This window comes from Priestia aryabhattai (genome assembly GCF_023715685.1).
Lineage (GTDB): Bacteria > Bacillota > Bacilli > Bacillales > Bacillaceae_H > Priestia > Priestia aryabhattai_B.
Genome location: NZ_JAMBOQ010000005.1, coordinates 200,335 through 226,879 on the forward strand (window position 1 = coordinate 200,335; position 26,545 = coordinate 226,879).

Below are 26,545 nucleotides of genomic sequence, written 5' to 3' on the forward strand. Positions count from 1 at the left end.
GGGTTGTGTCGGGTATTGTAGAATTGTAGAGGTATAGCAATGGATTAAAGGAGGAGTTCGAACATGATGTATAACATTCGCGGTGAAAACATTGAGGTGACTCCAGCAATTAGGGAATACGTAGAGAAAAAGCTTGGTAAGTTAGAGCGTTATTTCGACGAAACACCAACTGCTGACGTAAATGTAAACTTAAAAGTCTACAATAACGATCAAAAAATAGAAGTCACAATTCCAATGAATGATCTCGTATTGAGAGCCGAAGAGACACACAGTGATTTATACGCAGCTGTCGATCTTGTCCTAGATAAATTAGAGCGTCAAATTCGTAAACATAAAACAAAAGTGAATCGAAAAATGCGTGAAAAAGGTGCTGAGAAGTATCTATTTGCAGCATTAGAAAGCGAAGCGAACGTAGCTGTTGCAACTGAAGAAGATGAATTAGAGCTAGTTCGTACAAAACGATTTAATTTAAAACCAATGGATAGCGAAGAGGCTATTTTACAAATGAATATGTTAGGACATAGTTTCTTTGTATTTACAAACGCTGAGACAAACATTACAAACGTTGTGTACCGAAGAAAAGATGGACGATATGGATTGATTGAACCAAACTAACGGTTACAGGCTCTCTTAAATAAGAGCAGTAAAATAAAAGCAGCGTGCTTCCGCACGCTGCTTTTTTAGCTGTTTAAAAAAATAGTTCCATGACTACATAGCTTGTAGAAGATTTGGTGAATACACGCGTGGTTTCTTTCATTTTGAATGCCTTATAAAGAGAGACCTTATTTTCTCGTGCGTTACACCAGACCCTTCGTATCCCAAGGTTCTTGACCTTGAGCAAAACCTCTTTTAGCAAATGACTGCCGTACCCTTTTCCTTGTTCTTCTTTAAGAGTAGCAAATTTCCTGAATTGAGCTTCATCAGCTGTTATAAATAAGGAAACAACTGATTTTAACTCTCCTTTTTCAAACAGTCCATAGTGCATTCCTGATGGATCATCTTTCAGCTGAATATAACTGAAATCTTTATCAGGCTACATGACGATATGTCGGACTTTCCAAGCTTGTTCTTTTGTAATAGATTGAACGTTCATTCTACATTCCCCTTTTTTATTGTAAGAGTGAGGCAGGGGAAATCACAATAAAAAATAGCTCGTTAATAGATTAGTACTAGTAAAGAGACAGACGAAAAAGGGTACAAGTTGCTACTTGCTTAGCTGCAATGTTACAATTTTACTCAGAATGTTTTATAATGAAAGATACAGATATGAATGAGAATAGTATGAAATGTACTGATTATAAATAGAGGAGCGTTTTAATATGCTTGGATTATTTAAAAAAGTGTTTGACGGCAATCAGCGCCAAATCGGCCGTTTAGAAAAAATGGCGGACCAAATTGATGCGTTAGGTCCTGAAATAGCGTCTTTAACGGACGATCAGCTTCGTGAAAAAACAGCTGAATTTCAACAACGCTACCAAAATGGCGAATCGCTCGATAACCTATTAGATGAAGCTTTTGCGGTTGTACGTGAAGCAGCGAAACGTGTGTTAGGCATGTATCCGTACAAAGTTCAGCTAATGGGGGGTATTTCTCTGCATGAAGGGAATATCTCGGAAATGAAAACGGGTGAAGGTAAAACGTTGACAGCTACTATGCCTGTATACTTAAATGCCATTACAGGAAAAGGCGTACACGTAGTAACAGTCAATGAATACTTAGCGAGCCGTGATGCTAGTGAAATGGGTCGTTTATATGAATTCCTAGGCTTGAAAGTAGGGTTAAATTTAAACCATTTAACGCGTGAAGAAAAGCAAGAAGCATATGCAGCGGATATTACGTATAGTACAAATAATGAACTAGGATTTGACTATTTACGTGATAACATGGTGCTTTACAAAGAACAAATGGTTCAACGTCCGCTTCATTTTGCCGTAATCGATGAAGTTGACTCTATCTTAATTGATGAAGCACGTACGCCGCTTATTATATCTGGCAGCGCGCAGAAATCAACTGCGCTTTATATTCAAGCTAATGCATTCGTTCGCACGCTTGATAAAGAAACCGATTTTACTTTTGATATCAAAACAAAAAGTGTTCAGTTAACTGAAGAAGGTATGTCAAAAGCCGAGCGGGCATTTGGCATTGAAAACTTATTTGATATTTCACACGTAGCACTAAACCACCACATCAATCAAGCGCTTAAAGCACATGTAACGATGCAAAACGATGTGGATTATGTAATTGATGAAGATCAAGTTGTGATCGTTGACCAGTTTACGGGTCGTTTAATGAAAGGAAGACGTTTTAGCGACGGCTTGCATCAAGCTATCGAAGCTAAAGAGAATGTTGAGATTCAAAATGAAAGCATGACGTTAGCTACCATCACATTCCAAAACTACTTCCGTATGTATGAAAAATTATCAGGTATGACGGGTACAGCTAAAACGGAAGAAGAAGAATTCCGTAATATTTACAATATGCACGTTGTTGTTATTCCAACAAATAAGCCAATTTCACGTGATGATAAAGCGGATTTAATTTATAAGTCAATGGAAGGCAAGTTTAATGCGGTAGTAGAAGATATTGCCGAGCGCCACGCAAAAGGACAGCCTGTTCTTGTTGGTACAGTTGCGATTGAAACATCTGAAATTTTATCAGCTTTATTAAAGAAAAAAGGCATTCGCCATCATGTTTTAAATGCGAAACAGCATGAGCGTGAAGCGGATATTATTGAAAATGCGGGGCATAAAGGTGCGGTAACAATCGCAACAAATATGGCTGGCCGTGGTACGGATATCAAACTAGGTGAAGGTGTCGTTGAAGCTGGAGGTCTTGCTGTACTTGGTACAGAGCGTCATGAATCACGCCGTATTGATAATCAGCTCCGCGGACGTGCAGGACGTCAAGGGGACCCAGGGGTATCTCAATTCTATCTATCCATGGAAGATGAATTAATGCGCCGGTTTGGTTCAGATAATATGATGGCAATGATGGATCGCCTTGGTATGGATGACTCACAGCCAATTCAAAGTAAAATTGTAACAAGAGCTGTTGAGTCCGCTCAAAAACGCGTTGAAGGTAATAACTTCGATGCACGTAAACAATTACTTCAATATGATGACGTTCTTCGTCAACAGCGTGAAGTTATTTACAAACAGCGCTTTGAAGTGCTTGATTCAGACAACCTACGTGCGATTGTAGAACGTATGATTGAATCAACGTTACAGCGTGTGGTTGAAGTAAACACACCGCGTGAAGAATTAGAAGAAGAATGGAATTTACAAGCGATTATTGATTACGTAAATGCTAATGTTCTTGAGGAAGGTAAAGTCACAGAAGAAGATCTTCGCCGTAAAGAGCCTGAAGAAATGGTAGAACTGCTGGTAGATCATGCAAAAGCTCGTTATAATGAAAAAGAAGCTCAGCTCCCTGAAGAACAAATGCGTGAATTTGAAAAAGTTGTTGTTCTTAGAGCAGTTGATTCTAAATGGATGGATCATATTGATACGATGGATCAGCTTCGCCAAGGTATCCACCTTCGTGCGTACGGCCAAACAGATCCTCTTCGCGAATATCAAATGGAAGGTTTTGCGATGTTTGAAAATATGATTGCAACCATTGAAGAAGAAGTGACGAAGTATATCATGAAAGCAGAAATTAATAATAACCTTGAGCGTCAAGAAGTAGCACAAGGTCAGGCGGCTGTTCATCCAAAAGAAGGAGACGCGCCGGCTAAGAAGAAGCCAAAAGTAAATGCGATAGAAGTTGGCCGAAATGATCCTTGTATCTGCGGAAGTGGCAAAAAGTATAAAAACTGCTGCGGTAAAGAATCATAAAATAAGAGTCAATTAGTATAGAATGAACTAGTACAGGAAGGAAATGAGTCTTCTCATTTCCTTCCTGTGCGTCAAAAATAAAATAGAGGTGTTTAACTCATGGATTTAGTAGAAATTAAGCAAGAACTTGACAAAACAGCTAAGCGATTAGCGGACTTTAGGGGGTCTCTTTGACCTCGATACAAAACAAGCTCGTATCGATGAATTAGATGAGACCATGGCTGATCCAAATTTTTGGAATGACCAGCAGGCAGCTCAGACTGTTATTAATGAAGCGAATGGTTTGAAAGATGCAGTAAATCAATTTAACCACTTGGATGAAACATACGAAAATTTACAAGTATCTTATGAACTTGTAAAAGAAGAATACGATGAAGATTTAGCAGAAGAACTAGTTGGTGAATTAAAAGAGCTTATTTCAGGTATGAACGACTTTGAATTACAGCTGCTTTTAAGCGAGCCGTATGATAAAAATAATGCGATTTTAGAACTGCATCCAGGTGCTGGTGGAACAGAGTCACAGGATTGGGGTTCAATGTTACTACGTATGTATACGCGCTGGGCTGAGAAAAAAGGTTTTAAAGTAGAAACGCTTGATTACTTGCCTGGAGATGAAGCTGGTATTAAAAGTGTAACGCTTTTAATTAAAGGGCATAATGCGTACGGGTATTTAAAAGCTGAAAAAGGCGTTCATCGTCTCGTTCGTATTTCTCCGTTTGATTCATCAGGTCGTCGTCATACGTCATTTGTATCGTGCGACATTATGCCGGAATTTAACGATGAAATTTCAATTGATATTCGTACGGAAGATTTGAAGGTTGATACGTATCGTGCAAGTGGTGCCGGAGGTCAGCATATCAATACAACAGATTCAGCTGTTCGTATTACTCACCTTCCAACTAATGTAGTCGTATCTTGTCAGACGGAACGTTCACAAATTAAAAACCGTGAGCAGGCAATGAAGATGTTAAAATCTAAGTTGTATCAATTAGAAATTGAAAAGCAGCAAGAACAGCTAGCTGAAATTCGCGGAGAACAAAAGGATATTGGATGGGGAAGTCAAATTCGTTCTTACGTATTCCATCCGTATTCATTGGTAAAAGATCACCGCACCAATACGGAAGTCGGAAACACACAAAGTGTAATGGATGGAGATCTAGATCCGTTTATCGATGCGTATTTACGTTCTCACATTTAATCAAAAGGCAGCATACCTCGGTATGCTGCCTTTTTTAGTTGTTAGAACTTTGTAAAAGTTGGATGAAGAAAAATGAGTGTAAAGAACTACCTATAAATAGAGAATTAAGAAAATGCAGAAATTTAAAAGGTACTATCGTAAGGTCTCTTATTTTGTCAATGAAATAAAATGGTTAAAAATACCTGTTTTACAGTGGATTCCTCTTTACAATCCTTTATACTCCTTTTACAAATAGCTTTTATAATTTGAGCTAAACCAAGAGGAAGGGGCATGTGCCGTGGAAAATAAATCGTTAAACGAATTAATAGAGCAAGTAAAACAGAATAGTTTTTCTTCGAGTAAGGGGTTTGATAGACGACGTTTTTTACAAGGAGCTGGAAAAGTAGCTGGAGTATCACTTGGATTAACGATTGCTCAGTCTATCGGTTTAAATGCAGTAGAGGTTTCAGCTGCAGCGCCTAAACTTTCAAGTTACCCGTTCACTCTAGGCGTCGCATCAGGAGATCCTTTAGCAGATAGCATTGTCCTTTGGACAAGATTAGCACCAGACCCGTTGAATGGCGGGGGAATGCCTAATCAACCCGTTCCAGTAAAATGGGAGCTTGCTGCAGATGAAGATTTTCATCGAATTGTCAAACGAGGAACAGAAATGGCTAGACCTGAACTTGCTCATTCTGTTCACGTTGATGTAAAAGGATTAAAGCCAAGTCATATTTATTATTATCGATTTAAAAGCGGTCATGATTTAAGCCCGGTTGGAAAAACAAAAACCCTTCCTTCAGCAAATGTAGAAGTAGCCAGCATGACGTTTGCGTTCGCTTCGTGTCAACAGTATGAACATGGTTACTTCACAGCCTATGAACATATGGTTAAGGAACAATTGGATTTTGTAGTTCATTTGGGTGATTACATCTATGAATATGGACCAAACGAGTATGTGGCTGCAAGCGGAAACGTTCGTACTCACAGCAGTGCAGAAATTCAAACGCTTCAAGACTATCGAAACAGGCATGCTCAGTACAGGTCAGATGCTAATTTGAAGTCTGCTCATGCTGCTTTTCCATGGATTGTGACGTGGGATGATCATGAAGTAGAAAACAATTATGCAAATGTAATTCCTGAAAAAGGCCAATCAGTAGAAGCATTTATTCAACGCCGCGCGGCAGCTTATCAAGCTTATTACGAACATATGCCTTTGCGTAAAACATCCTTGCCCCACGGAACGGATATGAGATTATATCGTGACTTTTCATATGGGAAACTAGCTTCCTTTCAAGTGTTGGATACGCGTCAATACAGAGATGATCAAGCAAACGGAGACGGAACAAAGCCGCAAACGCCAGAATCTCTTGATCCCAAACGTACGCTATTGGGGAGTGAACAAGAAAAATGGCTTTTTACTAATCTTGAAAAGTCAGCGTGTCACTGGAACGTACTAGCTCAACAAATTTTCTTTGCGCCAAGAAAATTTGGAACGGCGGCTAAGCCTACATACAGCATGGATGCATGGGATGGGTATACGGCGAATCGTCAGCGTGTCATTGATTTTATTGAAAAGAAAAAGTTGGACAACGTCATTGTACTAACTGGAGATGTACACGCTAACTGGGCTTCTAATTTACACACGGATTTTGCCAATCTTAATTCAAGAATTATTGGTGCAGAGTTCGTCGGCACCTCCATCACTTCTGGAGGGAACGGAGCAGATAAACGAGCTGATACAGATAAAATTTTAAGTCAAAATCCACACCTCACATTCTTTAATGATTACAGAGGATATGTAAGGTGTACGGTAACTCCTGATATATGGCAAGCTGATTATCGCGTTGTACCTTTTGTAACAGAGCCTGGTGCGGAAATTTCAACTCGAGCTTCCTTTCAATATAAAAAAGATGGCAAAGGTATGACGGAAGTCGAAGTAAATAACGTACCGCGTGGACTGAAGATTTCTAAGGAAGTAGAGGAAGATCGTATGCGGGCACACGGGAAAGCACATGAAAAACAAGAGTTGAAAAAGAAGGGAAAAGTAAAGCAGTAGAGATCTAAGTAAGAGAAAGGAGGTCAAGTATGTTTTCCAATATTGGAATTCCTGGTTTGGTTATTATTTTAGTCATTGCGTTAATTATTTTTGGACCGTCTAAGCTGCCGGAAGTTGGACGAGCTTTTGGACGAACGCTAACGGAATTTAAAGGAGCTGCAAAAGGGCTCGTATCAGATGATGAAAGTGTCAAAGAAAAGCAGGCAGCAACCGTTTCCGAACAAAAAGAGAATAAATCAACACTGTAAGTAAAGAAATAGACGAGGAAACTCGTCTATTTCTACTTGTCAGAAAGGAGAAGAATACGATGGGAGAAATGAGTTTGATGGAGCACCTTGAGGAATTGCGGATTTGTATTATTAAAACGCTTTGCGCATTTATAGTTTTACTTATTTTTAGCTTTATATTTGTACAAGATATTTATCAGTGGCTGGTGAAAGATTTGGACGGCAAGCTTGCTGTACTTGGACCAAGTGAAATCGTATGGATTTATATGGTGATTGCATTTGTTTTTGCGCTTGCTTTTACGCTTCCAGTAGCTGCGTATCAAGTATTTCGCTTTGTTTCACCGGGATTAAAAAAGGAAGAATATAAGGTTATGATTACCTTCATTCCACTCTTTTTTCTCTTGTTTGTAAGCGGATTGGGCTTCGGTTATTTTGTTTTATTTCCAATGGTTTTAGCGTTTTTAACAGGCCTGTCGAATGATCAGTTTTCCCTGATGTTTACGGCTGAGCATTATTTTCGTTTTATGCTTAATTTGTGTTTGCCATTTGGTTTTTTATTTGAAATGCCTTTAGTTGTCTTATTTTTAACGCGCTTAGGGGTTCTGAATCCATTAAGATTAGCTAAAGCAAGGAAGCTATCTTATTTTGCTTTAATTGTGATATCCGTACTTATTACTCCTCCTGACTTTATTTCGGATATTTTAGTAATTGTCCCGCTTCTTCTTTTGTACGAGCTTAGTGTGACAATTTCACGGGTAGTATACAAAAAACGTTTAGGAAACGAATCGATTGCTTAATAGTACCTATAAATGTGATGAGAGAATTCATGAAATTGAAACAAAGTCCTTGTAAACAGAGTGTTTTAAACATTCTGGAGTAGGTTATAATAGAGTGAAAACTCTACAACAAGGGGGAGAAGGCTTGAAAAAAGTATTACTGACGTTAACAATCGGTCTAGCGCTTGTTTTGTCCGCATGCGGAGGAGAAACTTCTAGAAATGAATCTGCTGGTGGTGAATCTTCAGCGAGTGCAGAAGATATTGTGAAGAAAAATTGTACAGGCTGTCACGGAGTAGATTTAGGAGGAGCGAATGGACCGAGCTTGCAAAAGGTAGGTAGCGAACACTCAGAAGCTGAAATTGAAAACATTATTAATAATGGTCAAGGCGGTATGCCAAAAGGACTAATTAATGAAGAAGATGCTAAAAAAGTTGCCGCTTGGTTGGCAAAGAAAAAATAAGACGGATATCCGTCTTATTTTTGTGTTAAAGCTGTTTTAATTCTTGGTTTAAGATAATGGCTTGCTGTTGAGCATGGGTATCTTTAGCTATGTCGCCAGGTGCATTTGCTTCTCCAATAAGGATAAATTCTCATCCTTTACTAAAAATATCCTACTTATGTCATATTTGAAATAAAAATGTAATATTTTTGGGGCTTATTTTCACAAAGAGTGATGTTATAATGAGAAAGCGCGTGAGAAGAGTCGAATTTTTGGTTTGAATTGTAGAGTTTTGTCGTATTTTGACAAGTTTTACATAGTATTAAAATAACACACTTGATTAGGTGATTACTTATGATTGAAATGCAAAATGTATATAAAACGTATCCGAACGGTGTAAAAGCAATCAATGGCATTAGCATCAAGATTAATCAAGGTGAGTTTGCTTATATCGTAGGACCAAGTGGAGCAGGAAAATCCACTTTTATTAAAATGATGTACCGTGAAGAAAAGCCTTCTTCAGGAAATATCATTGTAAACGGTGCAAATGTAGCAAAAATAAAAGATAGCAAAGTTCCTATCTTTAGACGTCATATCGGTGTAGTCTTTCAAGATTTTAAGCTACTTCCAAAATTAACGGTCTATGAAAATATTGCTTTTGCACTAGAAGTAATTGAGCAAAGTCCCGAAGAAATTAAAAAGCGAGTGCTAGAGGTACTAGAGCTTGTTAAGTTAAAGGGGAAAATGGATTCTTTCCCTGATGAACTATCGGGAGGAGAGCAACAGCGTGTTTCCATTGCACGTTCGATTGTGAATAATCCTAAGGTTGTCATCGCCGACGAACCGACAGGCAATCTTGATCCTGAAACTTCATGGGAAATCATGGATATCTTTGAGGAAATTAATAAACGCGGCACGACTATTTTAATGGCAACGCATAACCGTGAAATTGTAAATGCAATTCGAAAGCGCGTAATTGCGATTGAAAATGGAAATGTTGTACGCGATGAAGTAAGAGGTGAATACGGATATGAAGGCTAGAACATTCGGTCGCCACTTACGTGAAGGATCTAAAAGTTTAGGAAGAAACGGTTGGATGACATTCGCATCTGCAAGTGCGGTTACTGTGACGCTCTTGCTTGTAGGGGTATTTTTTATGTTAATGATGAATTTAAACCACATTGCTAAATTGATTGAAAATGATGTGGAAATTCGCGTTCACGTTGATGCTGCAGCGACAGCAGATGACCGAAAAGCAATGAAAGAAAAGCTAGATGCAATTAAGCAAGTTGATACGGTGACGTTTTCTTCTAAAGATAAAGAATTAAAAGATTTAATTAATAGTATGGGTGATGAAGGACAAGCTTTTGAACCGTTTGAGCAGCAAAATCCATTAAATGATGTATTTGTTGTTAAAACAAAAGAGCCAACCGATGTCGCAAAAGTAGCTGAACAAATTGAAAAATATCCGTATGCAGCAAAAGTTCAATACGGACAAGATCAAGTTGAAAAGTTATTTAAAGTGCTGAAAGTAGCTCGTAATATCGGGATAGTACTGATTTTAGGGCTTCTATTTACAGCGATGTTCCTCATTTCAAATACAATTAAAATTACGATTGTAGCTCGCCGTGAAGAGATTGAAATTATGCGCTTAGTGGGAGCCACAAACTCCTTTATTCGCTGGCCGTTCTTTATTGAAGGTCTGTTTTTAGGGGTGCTTGGTTCTATTGTGCCAATTGCAGTTATTATCGGCGTGTACAGCGTTTTATATAATGAAGTTCAACCTAAATTTGATGGATTCTTTGAACTTTTACCTGCATTTCCATTCGTGCTTCAAGTGTCGCTATTGTTACTAGTAATCGGTGGTCTAATTGGGATGTGGGGAAGTACATTATCCATCCGTAAATTCTTACGAAAATAAGAATAGATTTTTAACATAATAGATTATAACAACCTCACATTTGATGTTTATCAAATGTGAGGTTGTTGTGTAATTACACATAAAAATAGAAAAAAGTGCTAATGGGGATCTTGCTAATGCCCGTTTATACGGGGAAATATGTGCAAATGGGGAGAAACAAATGACACGTAAGACATTAGTGATGACAGCAGCAGTTTTAGTTGGACTAAGTGCAGCTTGGGTAGGCAATGAAAAAATTGTTTATGCAGAAAGTGCTAGTACTACTAAACTCAGTGATTTAGAGAAAAAAAGTGATGATGTGAACCAAGATGTTAATCAAAATAAAGAGAAATTAAAAAAGGTTCAAGAAAAACAAAAAAACGAAGAAGCTGAGATTGCGCGCTTGGATTCGGAAGTCGGACAAACGAATGCAGACATCCGCATTCGCGAAGCTGAAGTAGAAAAAGCAAAGCAAGACATTGAAAAGCTGAAAAACGAAATTGACGTTGTAAAAAAAAGAATCGAAAAAAGAAATGAGTTATTAAAAAAGCGTGCTCGTGCTTTACAAGAAAACGGTGGGTCTGTGGATTACATAGATGTACTGCTAGGCTCTGAAAGCTTCGGAGACTTTATTAGCAGAGTGAGTGCGGTGTCGACAATTGTAGGGGCTGACCGTGACTTGTTAATGCAGCATGAAGCGGATAAAAAGGCAAAAGAAGTGAAAGAAACAAAAGTTCAAAATAAGCTAACAGAAGTAAATCAAGCGCTTGAAGAGCTTAAAAACCTTCGTGCACAGCTGCAAAAGCAAGTAGACGAAAAGAATCAGCTCATGCAAACACTCAAAGATCAGGAAAAAGAATTTAATGAAGAAGCCGTTGGATTAGAAGAGCAAGCTTCTATTTTAGCTGATCAAAAAAATGCAGCGCAAGCTCAACAGCAAGAAGTTGAAAAAGCCAGGGCAATAGAGGAGGCATCTGCTGTCACAAGCGGTTCGTTTATGAGACCGGCAAAAGGCCCGGTAACGTCTCATTTTGGATATCGAGAAACGTTTGGAAGGGGACACTACGGTATTGATATTGGAAAGCGAGGAGAAAGTGTTCCAGTTGTAGCCGCAGCAAGCGGAAAAGTAATTAGAGCATATCATTCTTCTTCTTTTGGTAATGCCGTATTTATTCGTCACAATGTAGATGGTCAGACTTGGGTTACAGTTTATGCTCATTTAGAGAGCTACAGCGTCTCGAGTGGTCAATCTATTAACAAAGGTCAACAATTAGGTTATATAGGAAATACAGGGCGTTCGTTTGGCGCTCACCTGCATTTTGAATTGCATAAAGGCGATTGGAAAGGCAAAAATTCCGCTGTAAATCCTGAAAGTTATATTAAATTTTAAGTTCCTAGCATACGTGGTACAAGCTCAACATATAGTTTAACAAAAAGGCATCGCACTTGATTTGTGTGGTGCCTTTTGCTACAAATAACACATGCATCCTTTTTATTACATAGTTTTGGTTGTATCTATTATAATAAGAAGAGATGGCTTAAGGTTGAGGAGGATGAAAGAACTTGAATCGGAAAATCGTTGCACTATTAATGGCACTCTCCTTAGTTGTTGGAGCAGCAGGTACATATTTTGGCATTCAGTATGCAAATGCTGGAACGGTCAGTACGCCCCTTACAACTTCTTCAAATGATAGTAAAGTGGAAAAGGAAGAGCTAGACAAAATCAAGCAAGCTTATGAACTGATATCTTCAAAATATTACAAAGATGTAGATGACAAAAAGTTATTAGATGGTGCAATCCAAGGAATGGTACAAACCTTAGGAGACCCTCACTCATCTTACATGGATAAGAAAACGGCACAGCAATTCACGCAGTCTCTTGATTCATCGTTCGAGGGAATTGGCGCTGAAGTGAGCATGGTAGATGGAAAAGTAACAATTGTAGCTCCATTTAAACAATCTCCTGCGGAAAAAGCAGGCTTAAAACCAAATGATCAGATTTTAAAGATTGACGGTAAAAGTATCGCAGGTCTTGAATTGAATGAAGCTGTATTAAAAATTCGCGGTAAAAAAGGCTCTACCGTGACATTGGATGTTCAACGACCAGGCGTGAAAGAAACGATGAAAGTGAAAGTTGTAAGAGATGAGATTCCAATTGAAACCGTCTATTCTTCTGTTAAAAATGTAAACAATAAAAAAATTGGTTACATGGAAATTACGTCATTCTCTGAATCAACGGGAGACGAATTTACGAAACAGTTGAAGAAACTTGAAAATAAAAATATTGATGGATTAGTTCTAGACGTTCGTGGAAATCCTGGTGGCTATTTAACGAGCGTTGAAAAAATGCTCGACAAATTAGTAACGGATAAAAAACCATATATTCAAATTGAAGATCGTAACGGAGAACGTCAAAAAGTGGTTTCTTCAATGAAAAAGCAAAAAGATTATCCAATTGTGGCCTTGATTGATGGAGGAAGTGCATCGGCTTCTGAAATTCTTGCCGGGGCATTAAAAGAAGCAGGAGGATACAAGCTAGTAGGTGAAAAATCATATGGAAAAGGAACGGTTCAACAAGCTGTTCCAATGGAAGACGGCAGTAATTTAAAATTGACTTTTTATAAATGGCTAACGCCTGATGGAAACTGGATTAACGAAAAAGGTATAAAACCAACGGTGGAAGTCAAGCAGCCGGATTATTATTATGCAAATCCAATTCAAGTTGATAAAAAGCCATTAACACGTGATACGACAGGTGACCAAGTGAAAAATGCTCAAGTTATGCTAAAAGGCCTTGGCTTTGAACCTGGACGTACAGACGGATATTTTAGTAAAGAGACAGAAACAGCTGTAACAGCATTCCAAAAAGCCAATAAGCAAAAAGCTACAGGTGAAATCGATGAAGATACAGCAGCGCTTTTACAAACAAAACTGTTAGAAAAAATCAAATCAAAAGATGAAGATCGTCAGCTTCAAACAGCTTTAAAGCTAGCTAGTCAATAAGAAGCAGAAAAAGTTCCGTGCTTTTCCAAAGCACGGAACTTTTTTAGTAAAAACAACATTGTCGGTTAGTGATTCATTTTGATAAAATAAAGAAGCCTATGATACATAACAATCAATCGTAAATGTTGTAATAAAAATGTGAAAAATACAGGTGGTGAAAAAATGGATTTTGCATTAGAGCTCTTAAAAGGTATCGGGCGTTTGTTTTTACATCCGTTAACTTATTTATTTCTGCTCGTTTCGTTTTTTGTAGGTCTTTCTCGCGTCAAGAGAGAGCGTCAGAATTTTCATGTTCGCGTGTTTGATTTTATTTTAGAAGCAAAATATTTATTTTTTCCAGGTATCATTATTGGATTGATTTTATCCGTTGTTACCGTGTTGCTAGGTGTCTATGTATCTATAGGAATGATTGTACTTGTAGCTGTTTTAACTTTTATCATAAGCGGCCCTTGGACGTTTAAATGGCTTTCTCCTTCTTATACGATAGGACTAGCTGTTCTTGCAACCTTGCTTATTCCTGCATCTGGTTTCGGTGAAGGATTTATTCAAACTTGGTCTGTGCAAGCTCATAACGCAGAGTTGCCTTCGCTTACTATTTTAATGTCTCTGCTTGTATTAGCAGAAGGATATTTAATTTGGAAATTTGGAGCAAAAGGTACCTCTCCAGCCATTGTGAAAAGTAAAAGAGGGCAGGAAATTGGGGCTCATTACTCTCAAAAATTATGGGTAGTCCCGCTTTTTGTCTTAATTCCAGGCAGCGCCATTACGTCTGTGTTTCCATGGTGGCCTGTGTTATCTATTGACGGGACATCATTTAGCCTGTTTTTTGTTCCTTTTGCTATCGGTTTTTATCAGCGAATTCAAAGTATGGTGCCGTTTAAATCTATTGAATTTACCGGTAAGCGTGTATTAGCATTAGGCGTGGGATTAACGATCATTACGATTGCTGCCGTTTTTTATCCCCCAGCCGCTGTAGCTGTTGTTATTGTGGCGATTATAGGGAGAGAGTGGATTCGTTTGCAGCAGCGTCGAAGCGATGAAAAAGCGCCCGCGCTGTTTACTAAACGTACACAAGGTTTGGTTGTATTAGGAGTCATCCCTCATTCTCCGGCAGAGAAAATGGGTTTGAAAGTAGGAGAAGTGATTATTAAGGTAAATGGAATCGCTATATCTGAAGTGCATAAATTTTATGAAGCATTACAAGTTAATAACCGTGCTTTCTGTAAGCTAGAAGTTATTGACGAAAATGGAGAAGTTCGCTTTACTCAGCGAGCATTGTATGACAACGAACATCATGAACTAGGTATTTTGTTTGTACACAATTATACAAAACGTGATTCACAAGCTGGTTAAAAGACGGATGAAAAGGAGAAATGTTTGTGGAAGTCAAAACGATTGCCGCGATTTTTCTACCCGCCATATTACTTGTTCTGTTTACTAGAGTAACATATAACCTATATGTTGCAACAGCACTGACGCTTTTGTTGATAGCTGTTTCTGTATATAAAGGGTACGCAGATTATCCGCTTATTATTTTAATAGATTTACTTTCAGCAGCCATTGGTTTTATATATGCAAAAGGCATGCTAGCAGCTGGAAAATAAAGATTGTTGCTTTGATGATAAGTTAATCGCTTATTATTAAAATGTATACAAAAGCTCTCTACACAACGTGGAGAGCTTTTGTATGTTAAAAAATGAGTTAGAACTTATAACAATATTGTTTCGGTTCATTTAATGAACGAGTATAATCAAGTTGATTACACAAATATGTTTATATATAAGATAATTTAAACACTTATGTATAAATTTATTTAAATAAGTGTACAAAAATGTGAGAAGGGTATAGAAAAATAAAAGTAGTAATCTGAAAATTTTGTCTATTATCTAATTTAAAAAAATAAAAGGAGGTTTAGTATTGATGGAAGTATTAATGAGAACGATGTTTCAGTCGCTTGGCAAAAATCATTCAATGAATAAATTAGCTAAAAAGTATGGATTGCGGATGGGGGCAGCTCGTTTTGTTGCTGGAGACTCAATCGAATCAGCAATTCAAACATCCAAGGAGCTTAACAATAGTGGAAAAGTTGTTACACTCGATCATTTAGGAGAATTTGTTTTTACAGAAGAGGAAGCCAGGTTATCTACTGCCATGTGCATTCAGACACTAGAAGCCATTGCAGAATCGGGCGTTCAATCAAATTTATCATTAAAGATGACTTCTTTAGGATTGGATATTAGCAAAGAACTTTGTATGGAAAATATGCGCAGAATTCTACACACGGCCAGGGTGAATGATATTTTTGTTCGAATTGATATGGAAGACTACTTGCACTGCCAAATCTCCCTTGATATGTATAAAGAATTACGCAAAGAATTCGATAATGTTGGAATTGTGATTCAAGCGTATCTTTATCGTACAGAACAAGATATGAATGACTTACATCAATATCAAGCCAATTTACGTCTAGTAAAAGGAGCTTATAAAGAATCACCAGAAGTATCATTTCCGGAAAAGAAAGACGTAGATGAAAACTATAAAAAAATCATTAAAATGCATTTATTGAATGGACACTATACAGCTGTAGCAAGTCATGATGAAGAAATGATTCAGTACACAAAACGATTAGTAAGAGAAAATGGTATTTCAAATGATCAATTTGAGTTCCAAATGCTTTATGGAATTTGCGTAGAACTGCAGGATCGTCTGGTAAGAGAAGGATATAAAGTCAGAGTTTATGTTCCTTACGGCATTGATTGGTTTGGGTATTTCATGAGACGCCTAGCCGAGCGTCCCGCCAACGTATGGTTCGTGCTGAAAAACTTCGTGAAATAAATTTCTAATTAAAGGGGACTAATTGAAATGACAGTAAGTACAAAAATCTCAGTTTTTAAAAATGAACCGTTTACTGATTTTTCGTTAGAAGAGAATAAACAAGCGATGCAAGCGGCGTTAGTGAAAGTGAAAAAAGAACTGGGACAAACATATCCTCTCACGATTGGAAAAGATAAAATCTCAACAGAAGAAGTGATTGTATCTACGAACCCGGGAAAGGTAGATGAAGTGATTGGTAGAGTAAGCCGTGGCACTAAAGCTTATGCTGAGCAGGCGATGCAAGAAGCGTCAGCAGCATTTCAATCATGGAAGAACGTCCCGCCTGCTGAACGTGCTGATTATTTATTCAAAGCAGCAAGTCTGATGAGAGAAAGAAAGTATGAATTTTCTGCCATGCTCGTTTATGAAGTGGGGAAAAACTGGGCAGAAGCTGATGCGGATACAGCGGAGGCCATTGACTTTATGGAATTTTATGCGCGAGAAATGATTCGTTTAAGTGAAACGAATGAGCATCAGCCTTTAACGCCGGTAGAAGGTGAAACAACAGAGATGACGTATATTCCTTTAGGAGTAGGAGTAGTCATTTCACCTTTTAATTTTCCGCTTGCCATCATGGCTGGAACCACTGTAGCTGGAATTGTATCTGGAAATGCAGTTATTTTAAAGCCAGCTGATTCTGCGCCGGTTATTGCTGCGAAATTTGTTCAATTAATGGAGGAAGTTGGTCTTCCGTCTGGTGTTCTGAATTTTATTCCTGGAGATGCTATAGAAGTTGGAGAATATTTAGTCGAACATCCTCAAACTCGTTTTATTTCTTTTACGGGATCAAGAGAAGTAGGATGTCGCATTTACGAACGTGCTTCAAAAGTACAATCTGGACAAATTTGGCTGAAACGCGTCATTGCTGAAATGGGAGGAAAAGATGGCATTGTGGTAGACGAAACAGCAGATTTAGACGCGGCAGCACAAGCGATCGTAGCATCTGCGTTTGGATTTCAAGGTCAAAAGTGTTCCGCTGGCTCTCGAGCGATTATTGTAGAATCTGTTTATGAAGAGGTTGCTGAAAAGGTAGCCGCATTAACGAAAGAATTAACCGTCGGACTGCCTGAAGACAATCCTTCTATGGGGCCTGTTATTGATCAAAAAGCGTATGAAAAAGTATTAGCCTACATTGAAATCGGCAAAGAGGAAGGAAAGCTTATTGCCGGGGGAGCTAAAGCTCCCGGAAATGGCTACTATATAGAGCCTACAGTATTCAAAGATGTGGATTCAAAAGCACGAATTATGCAAGAAGAGATTTTTGGACCGGTCCTTGCGTTGACAAAAGCAGCTAACTGGGAAGAAGCCATTGAGATTTACAATGAAACTGACTACGGTTTGACGGGAGCTTTTTTCTCTGAAAACGAAGAGAGAATCGAGAGGGCGTTAGCTACTATGCACTGCGGTAACTTATATATTAACAAAAAATGTACAGGAGCATTAGTTGGCGTTCATCCTTTTGGAGGTTTTAATATGTCCGGAACGGATTCGAAAGCCGGAGGGTATGATTATCTTCTATTATTTACACAAGGGAAGATGACAGCGAGAAAACAGAAATAAGTTCAGTCTAAGGAAAATCAAAAAATTCGACACGAAGCTAAAGATGCTTATGTCGAATTTTTTGATTAGTTTAATCCGTATTCTTTGATTTTGTTATAAAGGGTGCCGCGTGAAATGCCAAGTAAATCTGCTGCTGCACTTTTGTTTCCATAGGTTTTTTGAAGAGTCTCTTCTATTAGCCTAGCTTCTTGGAGAGAATCTTCTTCTTTTTGAACTTCTGTGAAAGAACTTGCATCCTTCAGATTGTCAGGAAGGTGCGTAAGGGTAATCAACGACTGATCACTTAGAAAAATCATTCTTTCAATCGTATTTCTCAGCTCGCGAATATTGCCTGGCCAATCGTATTGCATAAAGGCTTCGAGAACTTCAGAGCTGATGAAAGGAGCTTTCTTTTTATACTTTTTACTAAATTCCTGTACAAATTGCTGAGTCAATGCTTCGATGTCTTCTTTATGGTCTCGAAGCGGCGGAATAATAATGTTAATGACGGTCAGCAAATAGTAAAGATTTTCATGAAATTCACCGGCCTTTAGCAACTCTTCCAAAGGTGTAGTGGTAGAGGCTACAATTCGGGTTTGGACTTGAATTTCTTCAGTTCCTCCAACGTGATAAAAGGATCGTTCTTCCAAGTAACGGAGAAACGTAACTTGAATTTCAAGAGGCATTTTATCAATTTCTTCAATAAATAACGTTCCGTTATGAGCCTGCTCCAGTTTTCCCGCAATGGTCGTTGGATCTTCTGAAAAGACATCTTTTTGATGACCAAAGAGCTCAATTTCCAGGAGTCCAGATGGAATAGTGGCGCAATTTAAAGATAAAAAAGGTTCTTTATGTTTGGATCCCCCGTAATGAATGGCTTGAGCCAGCATTTCTTTCCCCGAACCAGGTTCTCCTGTTAATAAAATAGGCATATCTGTAGATGCCACTTTTTTGGCAATGTCAACGGCTTGCTTAATTTCAGGACTGATACCCGCAAAAGAAGAAAATGGATTATCTTTCGGAATGAGAAGAGACACATCAATTTCTTCATTTAATCTTACAATATTGGTAATGTCATGTTCGGTTGCAACTCCACCTATGACTCGATTGTTTCTTATAATAGGAGATGCATTGATGAGCACGTGAGTTTGTTCATTAGGACGATGATACGTTCCGCGCACAGGGCGCCCTTCATTTAGAATCGTATGTAGAATGATGGATTCATCTTTGAAATGCTCTCCGATTTTTCTACCAATAATATCATCTCTCTGAATCTTATACGTATGTTCCGCAGCAGTATTCCACAAGATTACATTTCCTTCATTATCGACCGCTGTCACTGCATCATTAATGGTTTCTGCCAATGTATCAAAATAGGAAGCTAATATCTCATTTTGGCTATGCAAATGTGTAATCCACTGTGAAGGTGTTACAAGTCCTATTGTAGTTTCTTGGTTTTCTGCTTGAATGAGGACTGGTCTATTCCAGTTTGTGTTGGCTTGTAAATTGGCTAACGTAGAAGTAGAAGATGAAGGCCAATTTGTATCCGCTATTACTTTTTTAATGGACGATGCCCCGTCATGACCTGTTAAAAGGTATCGTTCATCTTTTTGTATTACATAAAAGGTACTTGCTGTGACTACAACGAAATCATAGTTTGAAAGTTCAGATTTCACTTTAGCTAAAGAAGTTGATTCTTCAACTGTTGTAAAGGAGTTATTTATAAGAACTTGATCAACGCTTGCCATACTAAACCCCTCTCAGTACATATTTTTTATACTGTATCATAATTTAGAAATTGGCGCAAAAGCCTATCCTTTTCAAACAATTAAGCAGCTTACTCTCTTTTATTGTTTTCATCCAAAGAGTTGTATTCCCTTCGAGAAGGGTAGCATAAGAATTTAGTGGGTAATAAAGTAACAGGGTAAAAAATAAAAACAAACAAACACTATATAAGATTAATACTCATTAGTTTCATTTATGAGTATAAAGTGATAAAATACGAATATCAGTTCGTGTTTTCGGTTTTTACATATCGTAATAAAAATAGATAAAACAAGAAAATAGAAACGGAGGCCTTCATTTGAAAGATCAGTTTGAATTAGTATCCCCCTATCAACCGCAAGGTGATCAGCCAAAGGCAATTGAAAAGATTGTGAAAGGAATTAAAGAAGGTAAGCAGCATCAAGTTTTGTTAGGTGCTACAGGAACGGGAAAAACCTTTACCATGTCTAATGTTATTAAGGAAATAAATAAGCCGACATTAATTATGGCTCATAACAAAACGCTTGCTGGTCAATTGTACAGTGAGTTTAAAGAGTTTTTTCCTAATAATGCAGTCGAATACTTTGTCAGTTACTATGATTACTATCAGCCTGAAGCTTATGTACCTCAAACAGATACATTTATTGAAAAAGATGCAAGCATTAATGATGAGATTGATAAACTTCGTCACTCGGCAACTTCTGCTCTTTTTGAACGAAAAGATGTCATTATTATTGCCAGCGTGTCCTGTATTTATGGATTAGGGTCTCCGGAAGAATACAAAGAAATGGTCGTATCTCTTCGAGTAGGAATGGAAAAAGAGCGCAATCAGCTGCTTCGTACGCTAGTGGATGTCCAGTACGAAAGAAACGATATTGACTTCAAGCGTGGAACGTTTCGCGTTCGCGGTGATGTTGTTGAGATTTTTCCTGTCTCTCGAGATGAACACTGTATTCGCGTTGAGTTTTTCGGCGATGAAATTGATCGCATCCGTGAAGTCGACGCCTTAACAGGAGAAATTATTGGAGATCGTGAACACGTGGCTATCTTCCCAGCATCTCACTTCGTCACGAGGGAAGAAAAAATGCGTGTTGCCATTCAAAATATTGAAAAAGAACTAGAAGAACAGCTAGAGAAGTTAAAAGAAGCAGGAAAGCTTTTAGAAGCGCAGCGCTTGGAGCAGCGCACGCGCTATGACCTAGAAATGATGAGAGAAATGGGATTTTGTTCGGGAATCGAGAATTACTCTCGTCATTTAACTCTTCGTCCGGCTGGTTCTACACCTTATACACTGCTGGATTTCTTCCCGGAAGATTTCCTTCTTGTTGTGGATGAATCCCACGTTACAATTCCTCAAGTTAGAGGAATGTATAATGGAGACCAAGCGCGTAAACAAGTGTTGGTGAATCATGGTTTCCGCTTGCCGTCTGCATTAGATAACCGTCCTCTTAAATTTGATGAATTTGAACAGCATATTAAACAAATTGTTCATGTTTCAGCAACACCAGGTCCTTACGAACTTGAGAAGGCACCTGATGTAATTGAACAAATTATTCGCCCAACGGGATTATTAGATCCAAATATTGAAGTTCGACCAATTGAAGGACAGATTGATGATTTAATTGGAGAAATTCACGACCGGATTAAGCGAAATGAACGAGTACTAGTTACGACGTTAACAAAGAAAATGTCTGAGGATTTAACGAACTACTTAAAAGAAATCGGCATCAAAGTTCAATATCTTCACTCTGAAGTGAAAACGCTCGAGCGTATTGAAATTATCCGAGAGCTGCGGCTTGGAAAATACGATGTGCTTATAGGAATTAACTTACTGCGTGAAGGTTTAGATATTCCAGAAGTTTCGCTAGTAACTATATTAGACGCGGATAAAGAAGGATTCTTGCGTTCAGAACGATCGCTTATTCAAACCATTGGACGTGCTGCGCGAAACGCTAATGGACATGTCATTATGTACGCAGATCGCATTACAAACTCTATGGATATTGCGATCAATGAGACCAAGCGTCGTAGAAGTATTCAAGAAGCTTACAATGAAGAGCACGGTATTACGCCGACAACGATTCAAAAAGAAGTTCGAGGCTCAATTCGGGCAACAGTGGTAGCAGAAGATACAGAAACGTACGAAGAAGCACCGGCATTTGATAAGCTCAACAAAAAAGAAAAAGCAAAGCTCATAGAAGAAATGGAACAAGAAATGAAAGAAGCAGCCAAAGCGCTTAACTTTGAACGCGCTGCTGAACTTCGTGACTTGATTCTAGAATTAAAAGCAGAAGGGTGATAAAACATGGCGATGGAAAAAATCGTGGTAAAAGGTGCACGAGCCCACAATTTGAAAAATATTGATATTGAAATCCCGCGGGACAAATTAGTGGTGTTAACAGGGTTATCAGGTTCTGGTAAATCTTCTTTGGCTTTCGATACCATCTATGCAGAAGGACAAAGACGTTATGTTGAATCGCTTTCGGCATACGCAAGACAGTTTTTAGGTCAAATGGATAAGCCGGATGTAGATTCGATCGAAGGGTTGTCGCCTGCTATTTCAATCGATCAAAAAACAACGAGCCGAAACCCTCGTTCAACCGTCGGAACTGTGACCGAAATCTATGATTATTTGCGCCTTTTGTTTGCTCGTGTAGGAAAGCCGATTTGTCCTAATCATGGGATTGAAATTACGTCTCAAACTATTGAGCAAATGGTAGATAGAATTTTAGAGTACCCTGAACGCACAAAACTTCAAGTACTGGCCCCTGTGGTATCCGGCCGAAAAGGCACCCACGTGAAAGTATTAGAAGATATTAAAAAGGAAGGGTACGTTCGAATTCGAGTAGACGGGGAAATGCGTGAAATAACAGAAGAAATTGAACTTGAAAAAAACAAAAAGCACTCAATTGAAGTAGTGATTGATCGCGTTGTTGTAAAAGAAGGTGTAGCCGCTCGTTTGTCGGACTCTTTGGAATCAGCTCTTCGCCTTGGAGATGGGAAAGTAATTATTGACGTAATAGGTGAAGAAGAACTGCTTTTTAGTGAGCATCATGCTTGTCCAAAATGTGGCTTCTCCATTGGAGAACTTGAGCCCCGCATGTTTTCATTTAATAGTCCGTACGGGGCGTGTCCAACGTGTGACGGATTAGGAACGAAATTGGAAGTGGATAAAGATTTAGTTATTCCTAACTATGACTTAACACTTCGTCAGCACGCAATTGCACCTTGGGAGCCAACAAGTTCTCAATACTATCCGCAGCTGCTTGAAGCCGTATGTACACATTACGGCATTGATATGGATGTGCCGGTTCGAGATATCCCGGAACATTTATTTGATAAAGTATTATATGGCAGCGGTAAAGAAAAAATTTACTTTCGCTATGAAAATGATTTTGGCCAAGTAAGAGAAAATCATATCGAATTTGAAGGCGTGCTTCGGAACGTAGAGCGTCGTTATCATGAAACAAGTTCGGATTATATCCGTGAGCAAATGGAAAAATACATGGCTCAGCAAGCATGTCCAAAATGTAAAGGAAATCGCTTGAAACGCGAAAGCTTAGCGGTGCTTATTGACGAAAAGCATATAGGAGATACAACGCGCTTTTCAGTAAAAGAAGCATATGACTTTTTTGAAAGTCTCAGTCTATCTGAAAAAGACATGAAGATTGCGGATATGGTACTACGTGAAATTCGGGAGCGTCTAAGCTTTCTCATTAACGTGGGGCTAGATTATTTAACATTAAACCGCTCTGCTGGAACTCTTTCAGGAGGAGAAGCACAGCGGATTCGTTTGGCTACTCAAATTGGTTCTCGTTTGACGGGGGTTCTTTATATTTTAGATGAACCTTCTATCGGTCTTCATCAACGTGACAATGATCGCTTAATTCGCACGATGCAAGATATGCGCGATATTGGAAATACGTTGATTGTTGTAGAACATGACGAAGATACGATGATGGCAGCTGATTATTTAATTGATATCGGACCAGGAGCCGGCGTACACGGGGGTGCCGTTGTTTCTCAAGGTACGCCTCAGGAAGTGATGGATGATGCAAACTCTTTAACGGGTCAATATCTATCAGGAGAGAAGTTTATTCCTCTTCCAGCCGAAAGACGGTCGATAGATAAAGATCGGATGATTGAAATTATAGGAGCAAAAGAAAACAATTTAAAAAATGTAAAAGCAAAGCTTCCGTTAGGTATGTTCATGGCTGTTACAGGTGTATCTGGATCAGGTAAGAGTACGCTTGTAAATGATATCCTTCACAAATCATTGGCGCAAAAGCTGCATAAAGCAAAAAGCAAAGCAGGAGAACATAAAGAAATCAAAGGCATTGAACACTTAGATAAAGTCATTGATATTGATCAGTCTCCGATAGGCCGTACGCCTCGTTCGAACCCTGCAACCTATACAGGTGTATTCGATGACATTCGAGATGTATTTGCGCAAACAAACGAAGCAAAAGTTCGCGGATATAAAAAAGGCCGTTTTAGCTTTAACGTGAAAGGCGGCCGCTGTGAAGCTTGTCGAGGAGACGGTATTATTAAAATCGAAATGCATTTCTTGCCAGATGTATACGTCCCTTGTGAAGTCTGCCACGGCAAACGATATAACCGTGAAACTTTAGAAGTAAAATACAAAGATCAAAATATTTCAGATGTGTTGGATATGACGGTCGAAGACGCGCTTCACTTCTTTGAAAACATTCCAAAGATTAAGCGGAAGCTGCAGACAATTTACGATGTAGGACTTGGCTATATTACACTTGGCCAGCCGGCTACTACTCTATCCGGTGGAGAGGCGCAGCGTGTAAAGCTAGCTTCAGAGCTTCACCGTCGTTCAACAGGAAGAACGCTGTACATTTTAGACGAACCGACTACCGGTCTTCATGTCGATGATATCGCACGGTTATTAAAAGTGCTTCAGCGTTTAGTTGAAAATGGAGATACGGTTCTGGTGATCGAACATAATTTAGACGTGATCAAAGCAGCTGATTACCTACTTGATTTAGGGCCTGAAGGTGGAGATAAAGGCGGACAAATTGTGGCTACGGGTACGCCAGAAGAAGTGGCAAAAGTAAAAGAATCCTATACGGGTCATTATCTGAAGCCAATTTTAGAACGTGACCGTAAGCGTATGGAGAAAAAAGTTGAAAAAGCAGAGGCATTAACTCGTTAAAAGACATCAGCATTGGTGTCTTTTTTTATAAAGAATGAAACTTTTTAACTCATTAAACCGTAATACATGATATAAGGAGTTGATCATCATGGAAGGAAATCGCGTACTATCTTCCTTAAATTATTTTAGCGTTTTCTTTGCACCATTTTTATTACCTATTATTATTTATTTTGTTGTTCATAACATAGAAGTAAAGAAACATGCAAAAACTGCATTTCTGTCACATTTATTACCTATTGCTACAGCGATCTTGTTCTTATTCTTCTTGCTTCCTGCTCTTACTGGCTCTAGTGGAACGGTATTTATCCTTTTAATTGTAGCTTTAGTTATTGTTTCTTTAGTTAATGTTGTTGTGTTTGTATGGAACATTGTAAAAGGAATACAAATATTAAGTAGATAAAAGTTAAATGACTAAAACATAAAGAGGAGATGGAACGTATGAGTGAAAAGCGCAAACAAATTTTACAGATGGTAGAAGAGGGAAAACTTAGTGTAGACGAGGCATTAACTTTGCTAAACTCACTGGAAAAAGACTCAGCTAATGATTCTTCCTATGCTACGTCTGATAAAGCTGAGCTATCCCCTTATGTAGGAGAAAAACAGAAAAAAACGTACGCTTCTAAGTCATCTCAAAGCTCTTTAAAAGAAAAATTATTTACATTTGTGGATCAAACGGTAAAAAAAGTAAAAGAAGGAGATTTAGATTTTAACTTTGGACCTTCGATTGACGTTCAGCACATCTTTCAACAATCAGAAGCATATATTCAAGAGATTGATGTAGATTTAGCAAATGGAAGCGTCCAGCTCCGGCCTTGGGGAAGTACAGAAGTACGAATAGAGTGTGAAGCTGCTATCTACAAAGTAGAGAATTCAGATGAAGCGCGCCGCACTTTCTTGCAGCATACTGCATTTTCCATTGAAAATGGCAAACTGCGCTTTGCTATTCAGCAAAAACAAATGAAGGTGAAAGCGATTATTTATATTCCAGAAATGGAATATGAACGCGTTAAACTCCGTATGTTTAATGGTTCAATCGATGGGGAAAGACTAAGCGTACGAGACCTAAAAGCCAAAACAGCTAATGGTACCATCCGCTTTTACGATGTGAATAGCCATTCTCTTGAAATGGAGACATCAAACGGGCATATGGAACTTTCTCGAATTTTTGCTTCGAAATGTGAGCTTGAAACAATCAATGGAACCGTTAAATTTGATGGGGATACAAAGAAAATTGACGTGCAAACATTTAACGGAGATATTGATACGTATTTAAAAGGAGAGCGCATTGAAAAAGCATTTTTCAAAACGACTACGGGAAGCATTACGCTCTATACGCCGCCCCACCTCTCCGTTGATGGAGATTTGAAATCTAACTTTGGGAATTTTACATGTACACTTCCTGAGATGGAAATAGTAGATGAGAAAAAAGAAACGGTGATGAAACAGCTTCGTTTCAAAGCCAATGTCGCTTCGCCTAAAGGCTATAAATTGTTAGCTGAATCCAAAACGGGTTCAATTGTTATAAAATAGAAAACGCTTGTTTTAGTCAAAAAGCAAAGGAGATGATTAACGTGCGAAAGTTGTATCGTTCGCGAACAAATCGCAAGCTTGCGGGTGTTATCGGCGGTATTTCTCAGTATATCGGAATAGATGCTTCACTACTGCGCGTATTGTTTATCATCAGTTTATTTTTTACAGTGGGTACCCCGGTCATTTTATATATGATTTTTGTGTTTTTAGTTCCAAATGAAGAAGGAGATTTCTAA

General features: G+C 38.5%; 22 protein-coding genes. 20 read left to right on the plus strand and 2 right to left on the minus strand.

Features of this window, described 5'->3' with window-relative positions; translation table 11 throughout:
* Nucleotides 1-63 precede the first annotated feature (63 nt).
* On the plus strand, nt 64-615 hold the full coding sequence (hpf, locus tag M3225_RS21985) for a ribosome hibernation-promoting factor, HPF/YfiA family (protein WP_013059750.1): 552 nt from the start codon (nt 64-66) through the stop codon (nt 613-615).
* A 73-nt stretch (nt 616-688) separates the two neighbouring features.
* Here hpf and M3225_RS21990 read toward each other — a convergent pair whose 3' ends face one another.
* Nucleotides 689-1,012: a GNAT family N-acetyltransferase gene (locus M3225_RS21990; RefSeq protein WP_308215765.1), complete on the minus strand. Its 324-nt coding sequence runs from the start codon at nt 1,010-1,012 to the stop codon at nt 689-691.
* Between the two features lie 307 nt (nt 1,013-1,319).
* Between M3225_RS21990 and secA the strand changes: the two genes are divergently transcribed.
* From secA to pruA, 14 genes are all read left to right on the plus strand, one after another.
* Nucleotides 1,320-3,836: a preprotein translocase subunit SecA gene (gene secA / locus M3225_RS21995; protein WP_251397280.1), complete on the plus strand. Its 2,517-nt coding sequence runs from the start codon at nt 1,320-1,322 to the stop codon at nt 3,834-3,836.
* A gap of 99 nt (nt 3,837-3,935) precedes the next feature.
* Nucleotides 3,936-5,034 (plus strand): peptide chain release factor 2 gene (gene prfB / locus M3225_RS22000; RefSeq protein ID WP_195781601.1). Its coding sequence is split into 2 segments (ribosomal slippage): nt 3,936-3,998 and nt 4,000-5,034, totalling 1,098 coding nucleotides; the frame shifts between segments, so codons are not numbered across the junction.
* Nucleotides 5,035-5,338: 304 nt separating this feature from the next.
* Nucleotides 5,339-7,072: an alkaline phosphatase D family protein gene (locus tag M3225_RS22005; protein WP_374109848.1), complete on the plus strand. Its 1,734-nt coding sequence runs from the start codon at nt 5,339-5,341 to the stop codon at nt 7,070-7,072.
* A 29-nt stretch (nt 7,073-7,101) separates the two neighbouring features.
* Nucleotides 7,102-7,320, plus strand: coding sequence for a twin-arginine translocase TatA/TatE family subunit (locus tag M3225_RS22010; RefSeq protein ID WP_221778369.1), 219 nt, complete (start codon nt 7,102-7,104; stop codon nt 7,318-7,320).
* 59 nt (nt 7,321-7,379) lie between these two features.
* Nucleotides 7,380-8,096 carry a twin-arginine translocase subunit TatC gene (gene tatC, locus M3225_RS22015; protein ID WP_251397286.1) on the plus strand — a complete coding sequence of 239 codons (717 nt, stop codon included), beginning with the start codon at nt 7,380-7,382 and terminating at the stop codon, nt 8,094-8,096.
* Between the two features lie 124 nt (nt 8,097-8,220).
* Entirely contained in the window at nt 8,221-8,538 is a 318-nt protein-coding gene (cccB, locus tag M3225_RS22020) for a cytochrome c551 (RefSeq protein WP_251397289.1), read from the plus strand.
* Between the two features lie 333 nt (nt 8,539-8,871).
* Complete coding sequence (gene ftsE, locus M3225_RS22025; RefSeq protein ID WP_251397292.1) at nt 8,872-9,558, plus strand: cell division ATP-binding protein FtsE; 687 nt, start codon at nt 8,872-8,874, stop codon at nt 9,556-9,558.
* Entirely contained in the window at nt 9,548-10,438 is an 891-nt protein-coding gene (gene ftsX / locus M3225_RS22030; protein WP_251397295.1) for a permease-like cell division protein FtsX, read from the plus strand. The genes ftsE and ftsX overlap by 11 nt, the downstream gene beginning before the upstream one ends.
* 160 nt (nt 10,439-10,598) lie before the next feature.
* Complete coding sequence (locus M3225_RS22035) at nt 10,599-11,807, plus strand: murein hydrolase activator EnvC family protein (protein WP_251397298.1); 1,209 nt, start codon at nt 10,599-10,601, stop codon at nt 11,805-11,807.
* Nucleotides 11,808-11,980: 173 nt separating this feature from the next.
* Nucleotides 11,981-13,420 carry a S41 family peptidase gene (locus tag M3225_RS22040; RefSeq protein ID WP_251397301.1) on the plus strand — a complete coding sequence of 480 codons (1,440 nt, stop codon included), beginning with the start codon at nt 11,981-11,983 and terminating at the stop codon, nt 13,418-13,420.
* Between the two features lie 162 nt (nt 13,421-13,582).
* A complete protein-coding gene (locus M3225_RS22045) occupies nt 13,583-14,773 on the plus strand; it encodes a PDZ domain-containing protein (RefSeq protein WP_251397304.1) in 1,191 nt (396 codons plus the stop codon).
* A 26-nt stretch (nt 14,774-14,799) separates the two neighbouring features.
* Entirely contained in the window at nt 14,800-15,024 is a 225-nt protein-coding gene (locus M3225_RS22050; RefSeq protein WP_251397307.1) for a DUF2198 family protein, read from the plus strand.
* Nucleotides 15,025-15,340: 316 nt separating this feature from the next.
* Entirely contained in the window at nt 15,341-16,255 is a 915-nt protein-coding gene (locus tag M3225_RS22055) for a proline dehydrogenase family protein (RefSeq protein ID WP_251397819.1), read from the plus strand.
* Nucleotides 16,256-16,282: 27 nt separating this feature from the next.
* Nucleotides 16,283-17,854 carry an L-glutamate gamma-semialdehyde dehydrogenase gene (gene pruA, locus M3225_RS22060; RefSeq protein ID WP_251397310.1) on the plus strand — a complete coding sequence of 524 codons (1,572 nt, stop codon included), beginning with the start codon at nt 16,283-16,285 and terminating at the stop codon, nt 17,852-17,854.
* A gap of 65 nt (nt 17,855-17,919) precedes the next feature.
* On the opposite strand, the gene M3225_RS22065 is transcribed toward pruA, so the two are convergent.
* Entirely contained in the window at nt 17,920-19,581 is a 1,662-nt protein-coding gene (locus tag M3225_RS22065; protein WP_251397313.1) for a sigma-54 interaction domain-containing protein, read from the minus strand.
* A gap of 335 nt (nt 19,582-19,916) precedes the next feature.
* Between M3225_RS22065 and uvrB the strand changes: the two genes are divergently transcribed.
* From uvrB to M3225_RS22090, 5 genes are all read left to right on the plus strand, one after another.
* Nucleotides 19,917-21,896, plus strand: a complete 1,980-nt coding sequence (gene uvrB / locus M3225_RS22070; RefSeq protein WP_251397316.1) for an excinuclease ABC subunit UvrB — start codon at nt 19,917-19,919, stop codon at nt 21,894-21,896.
* A 6-nt stretch (nt 21,897-21,902) separates the two neighbouring features.
* Entirely contained in the window at nt 21,903-24,779 is a 2,877-nt protein-coding gene (gene uvrA, locus M3225_RS22075) for an excinuclease ABC subunit UvrA (RefSeq protein WP_251397319.1), read from the plus strand.
* Nucleotides 24,780-24,867: 88 nt separating this feature from the next.
* A complete protein-coding gene (locus M3225_RS22080) occupies nt 24,868-25,179 on the plus strand; it encodes a hypothetical protein (RefSeq protein ID WP_251397322.1) in 312 nt (103 codons plus the stop codon).
* A 38-nt stretch (nt 25,180-25,217) separates the two neighbouring features.
* Nucleotides 25,218-26,309 (plus strand): DUF4097 family beta strand repeat-containing protein, encoded by a 1,092-nt coding sequence (locus M3225_RS22085; RefSeq protein WP_251397325.1) that lies wholly within the window; start codon nt 25,218-25,220, stop codon nt 26,307-26,309.
* A gap of 41 nt (nt 26,310-26,350) precedes the next feature.
* The gene (locus M3225_RS22090; RefSeq protein ID WP_013059728.1) at nt 26,351-26,545 is read left to right on the plus strand and encodes a PspC domain-containing protein; all 195 of its coding nucleotides are present in this window, start codon (nt 26,351-26,353) and stop codon (nt 26,543-26,545) included.

What these genes read in the sequence shown, in the direction of transcription:
- pruA (WP_251397310.1), top strand. Translation starts at nt 16,283, where the DNA reads ATGACAGTAAGTACAAAAATCTCAGTTTTTAAAAATGAACCGTTTACT.
- M3225_RS22055 (WP_251397819.1), top strand. Translation starts at nt 15,341, where the DNA reads ATGGAAGTATTAATGAGAACGATGTTTCAGTCGCTTGGCAAAAATCAT.
- M3225_RS22085 (WP_251397325.1), top strand. Translation starts at nt 25,218, where the DNA reads ATGAGTGAAAAGCGCAAACAAATTTTACAGATGGTAGAAGAGGGAAAA.
- M3225_RS22065 (WP_251397313.1), bottom strand. Translation starts at nt 19,581, where the DNA reads ATGGCAAGCGTTGATCAAGTTCTTATAAATAACTCCTTTACAACAGTT.
- hpf (WP_013059750.1), top strand. Translation starts at nt 64, where the DNA reads ATGATGTATAACATTCGCGGTGAAAACATTGAGGTGACTCCAGCAATT.
- ftsX (WP_251397295.1), top strand. Translation starts at nt 9,548, where the DNA reads ATGAAGGCTAGAACATTCGGTCGCCACTTACGTGAAGGATCTAAAAGT.
- M3225_RS22010 (WP_221778369.1), top strand. Translation starts at nt 7,102, where the DNA reads ATGTTTTCCAATATTGGAATTCCTGGTTTGGTTATTATTTTAGTCATT.
- M3225_RS22080 (WP_251397322.1), top strand. Translation starts at nt 24,868, where the DNA reads ATGGAAGGAAATCGCGTACTATCTTCCTTAAATTATTTTAGCGTTTTC.
- ftsE (WP_251397292.1), top strand. Translation starts at nt 8,872, where the DNA reads ATGATTGAAATGCAAAATGTATATAAAACGTATCCGAACGGTGTAAAA.
- uvrA (WP_251397319.1), top strand. Translation starts at nt 21,903, where the DNA reads ATGGCGATGGAAAAAATCGTGGTAAAAGGTGCACGAGCCCACAATTTG.
- secA (WP_251397280.1), top strand. Translation starts at nt 1,320, where the DNA reads ATGCTTGGATTATTTAAAAAAGTGTTTGACGGCAATCAGCGCCAAATC.
- tatC (WP_251397286.1), top strand. Translation starts at nt 7,380, where the DNA reads ATGGGAGAAATGAGTTTGATGGAGCACCTTGAGGAATTGCGGATTTGT.
- M3225_RS22045 (WP_251397304.1), top strand. Translation starts at nt 13,583, where the DNA reads ATGGATTTTGCATTAGAGCTCTTAAAAGGTATCGGGCGTTTGTTTTTA.
- M3225_RS22035 (WP_251397298.1), top strand. Translation starts at nt 10,599, where the DNA reads ATGACACGTAAGACATTAGTGATGACAGCAGCAGTTTTAGTTGGACTA.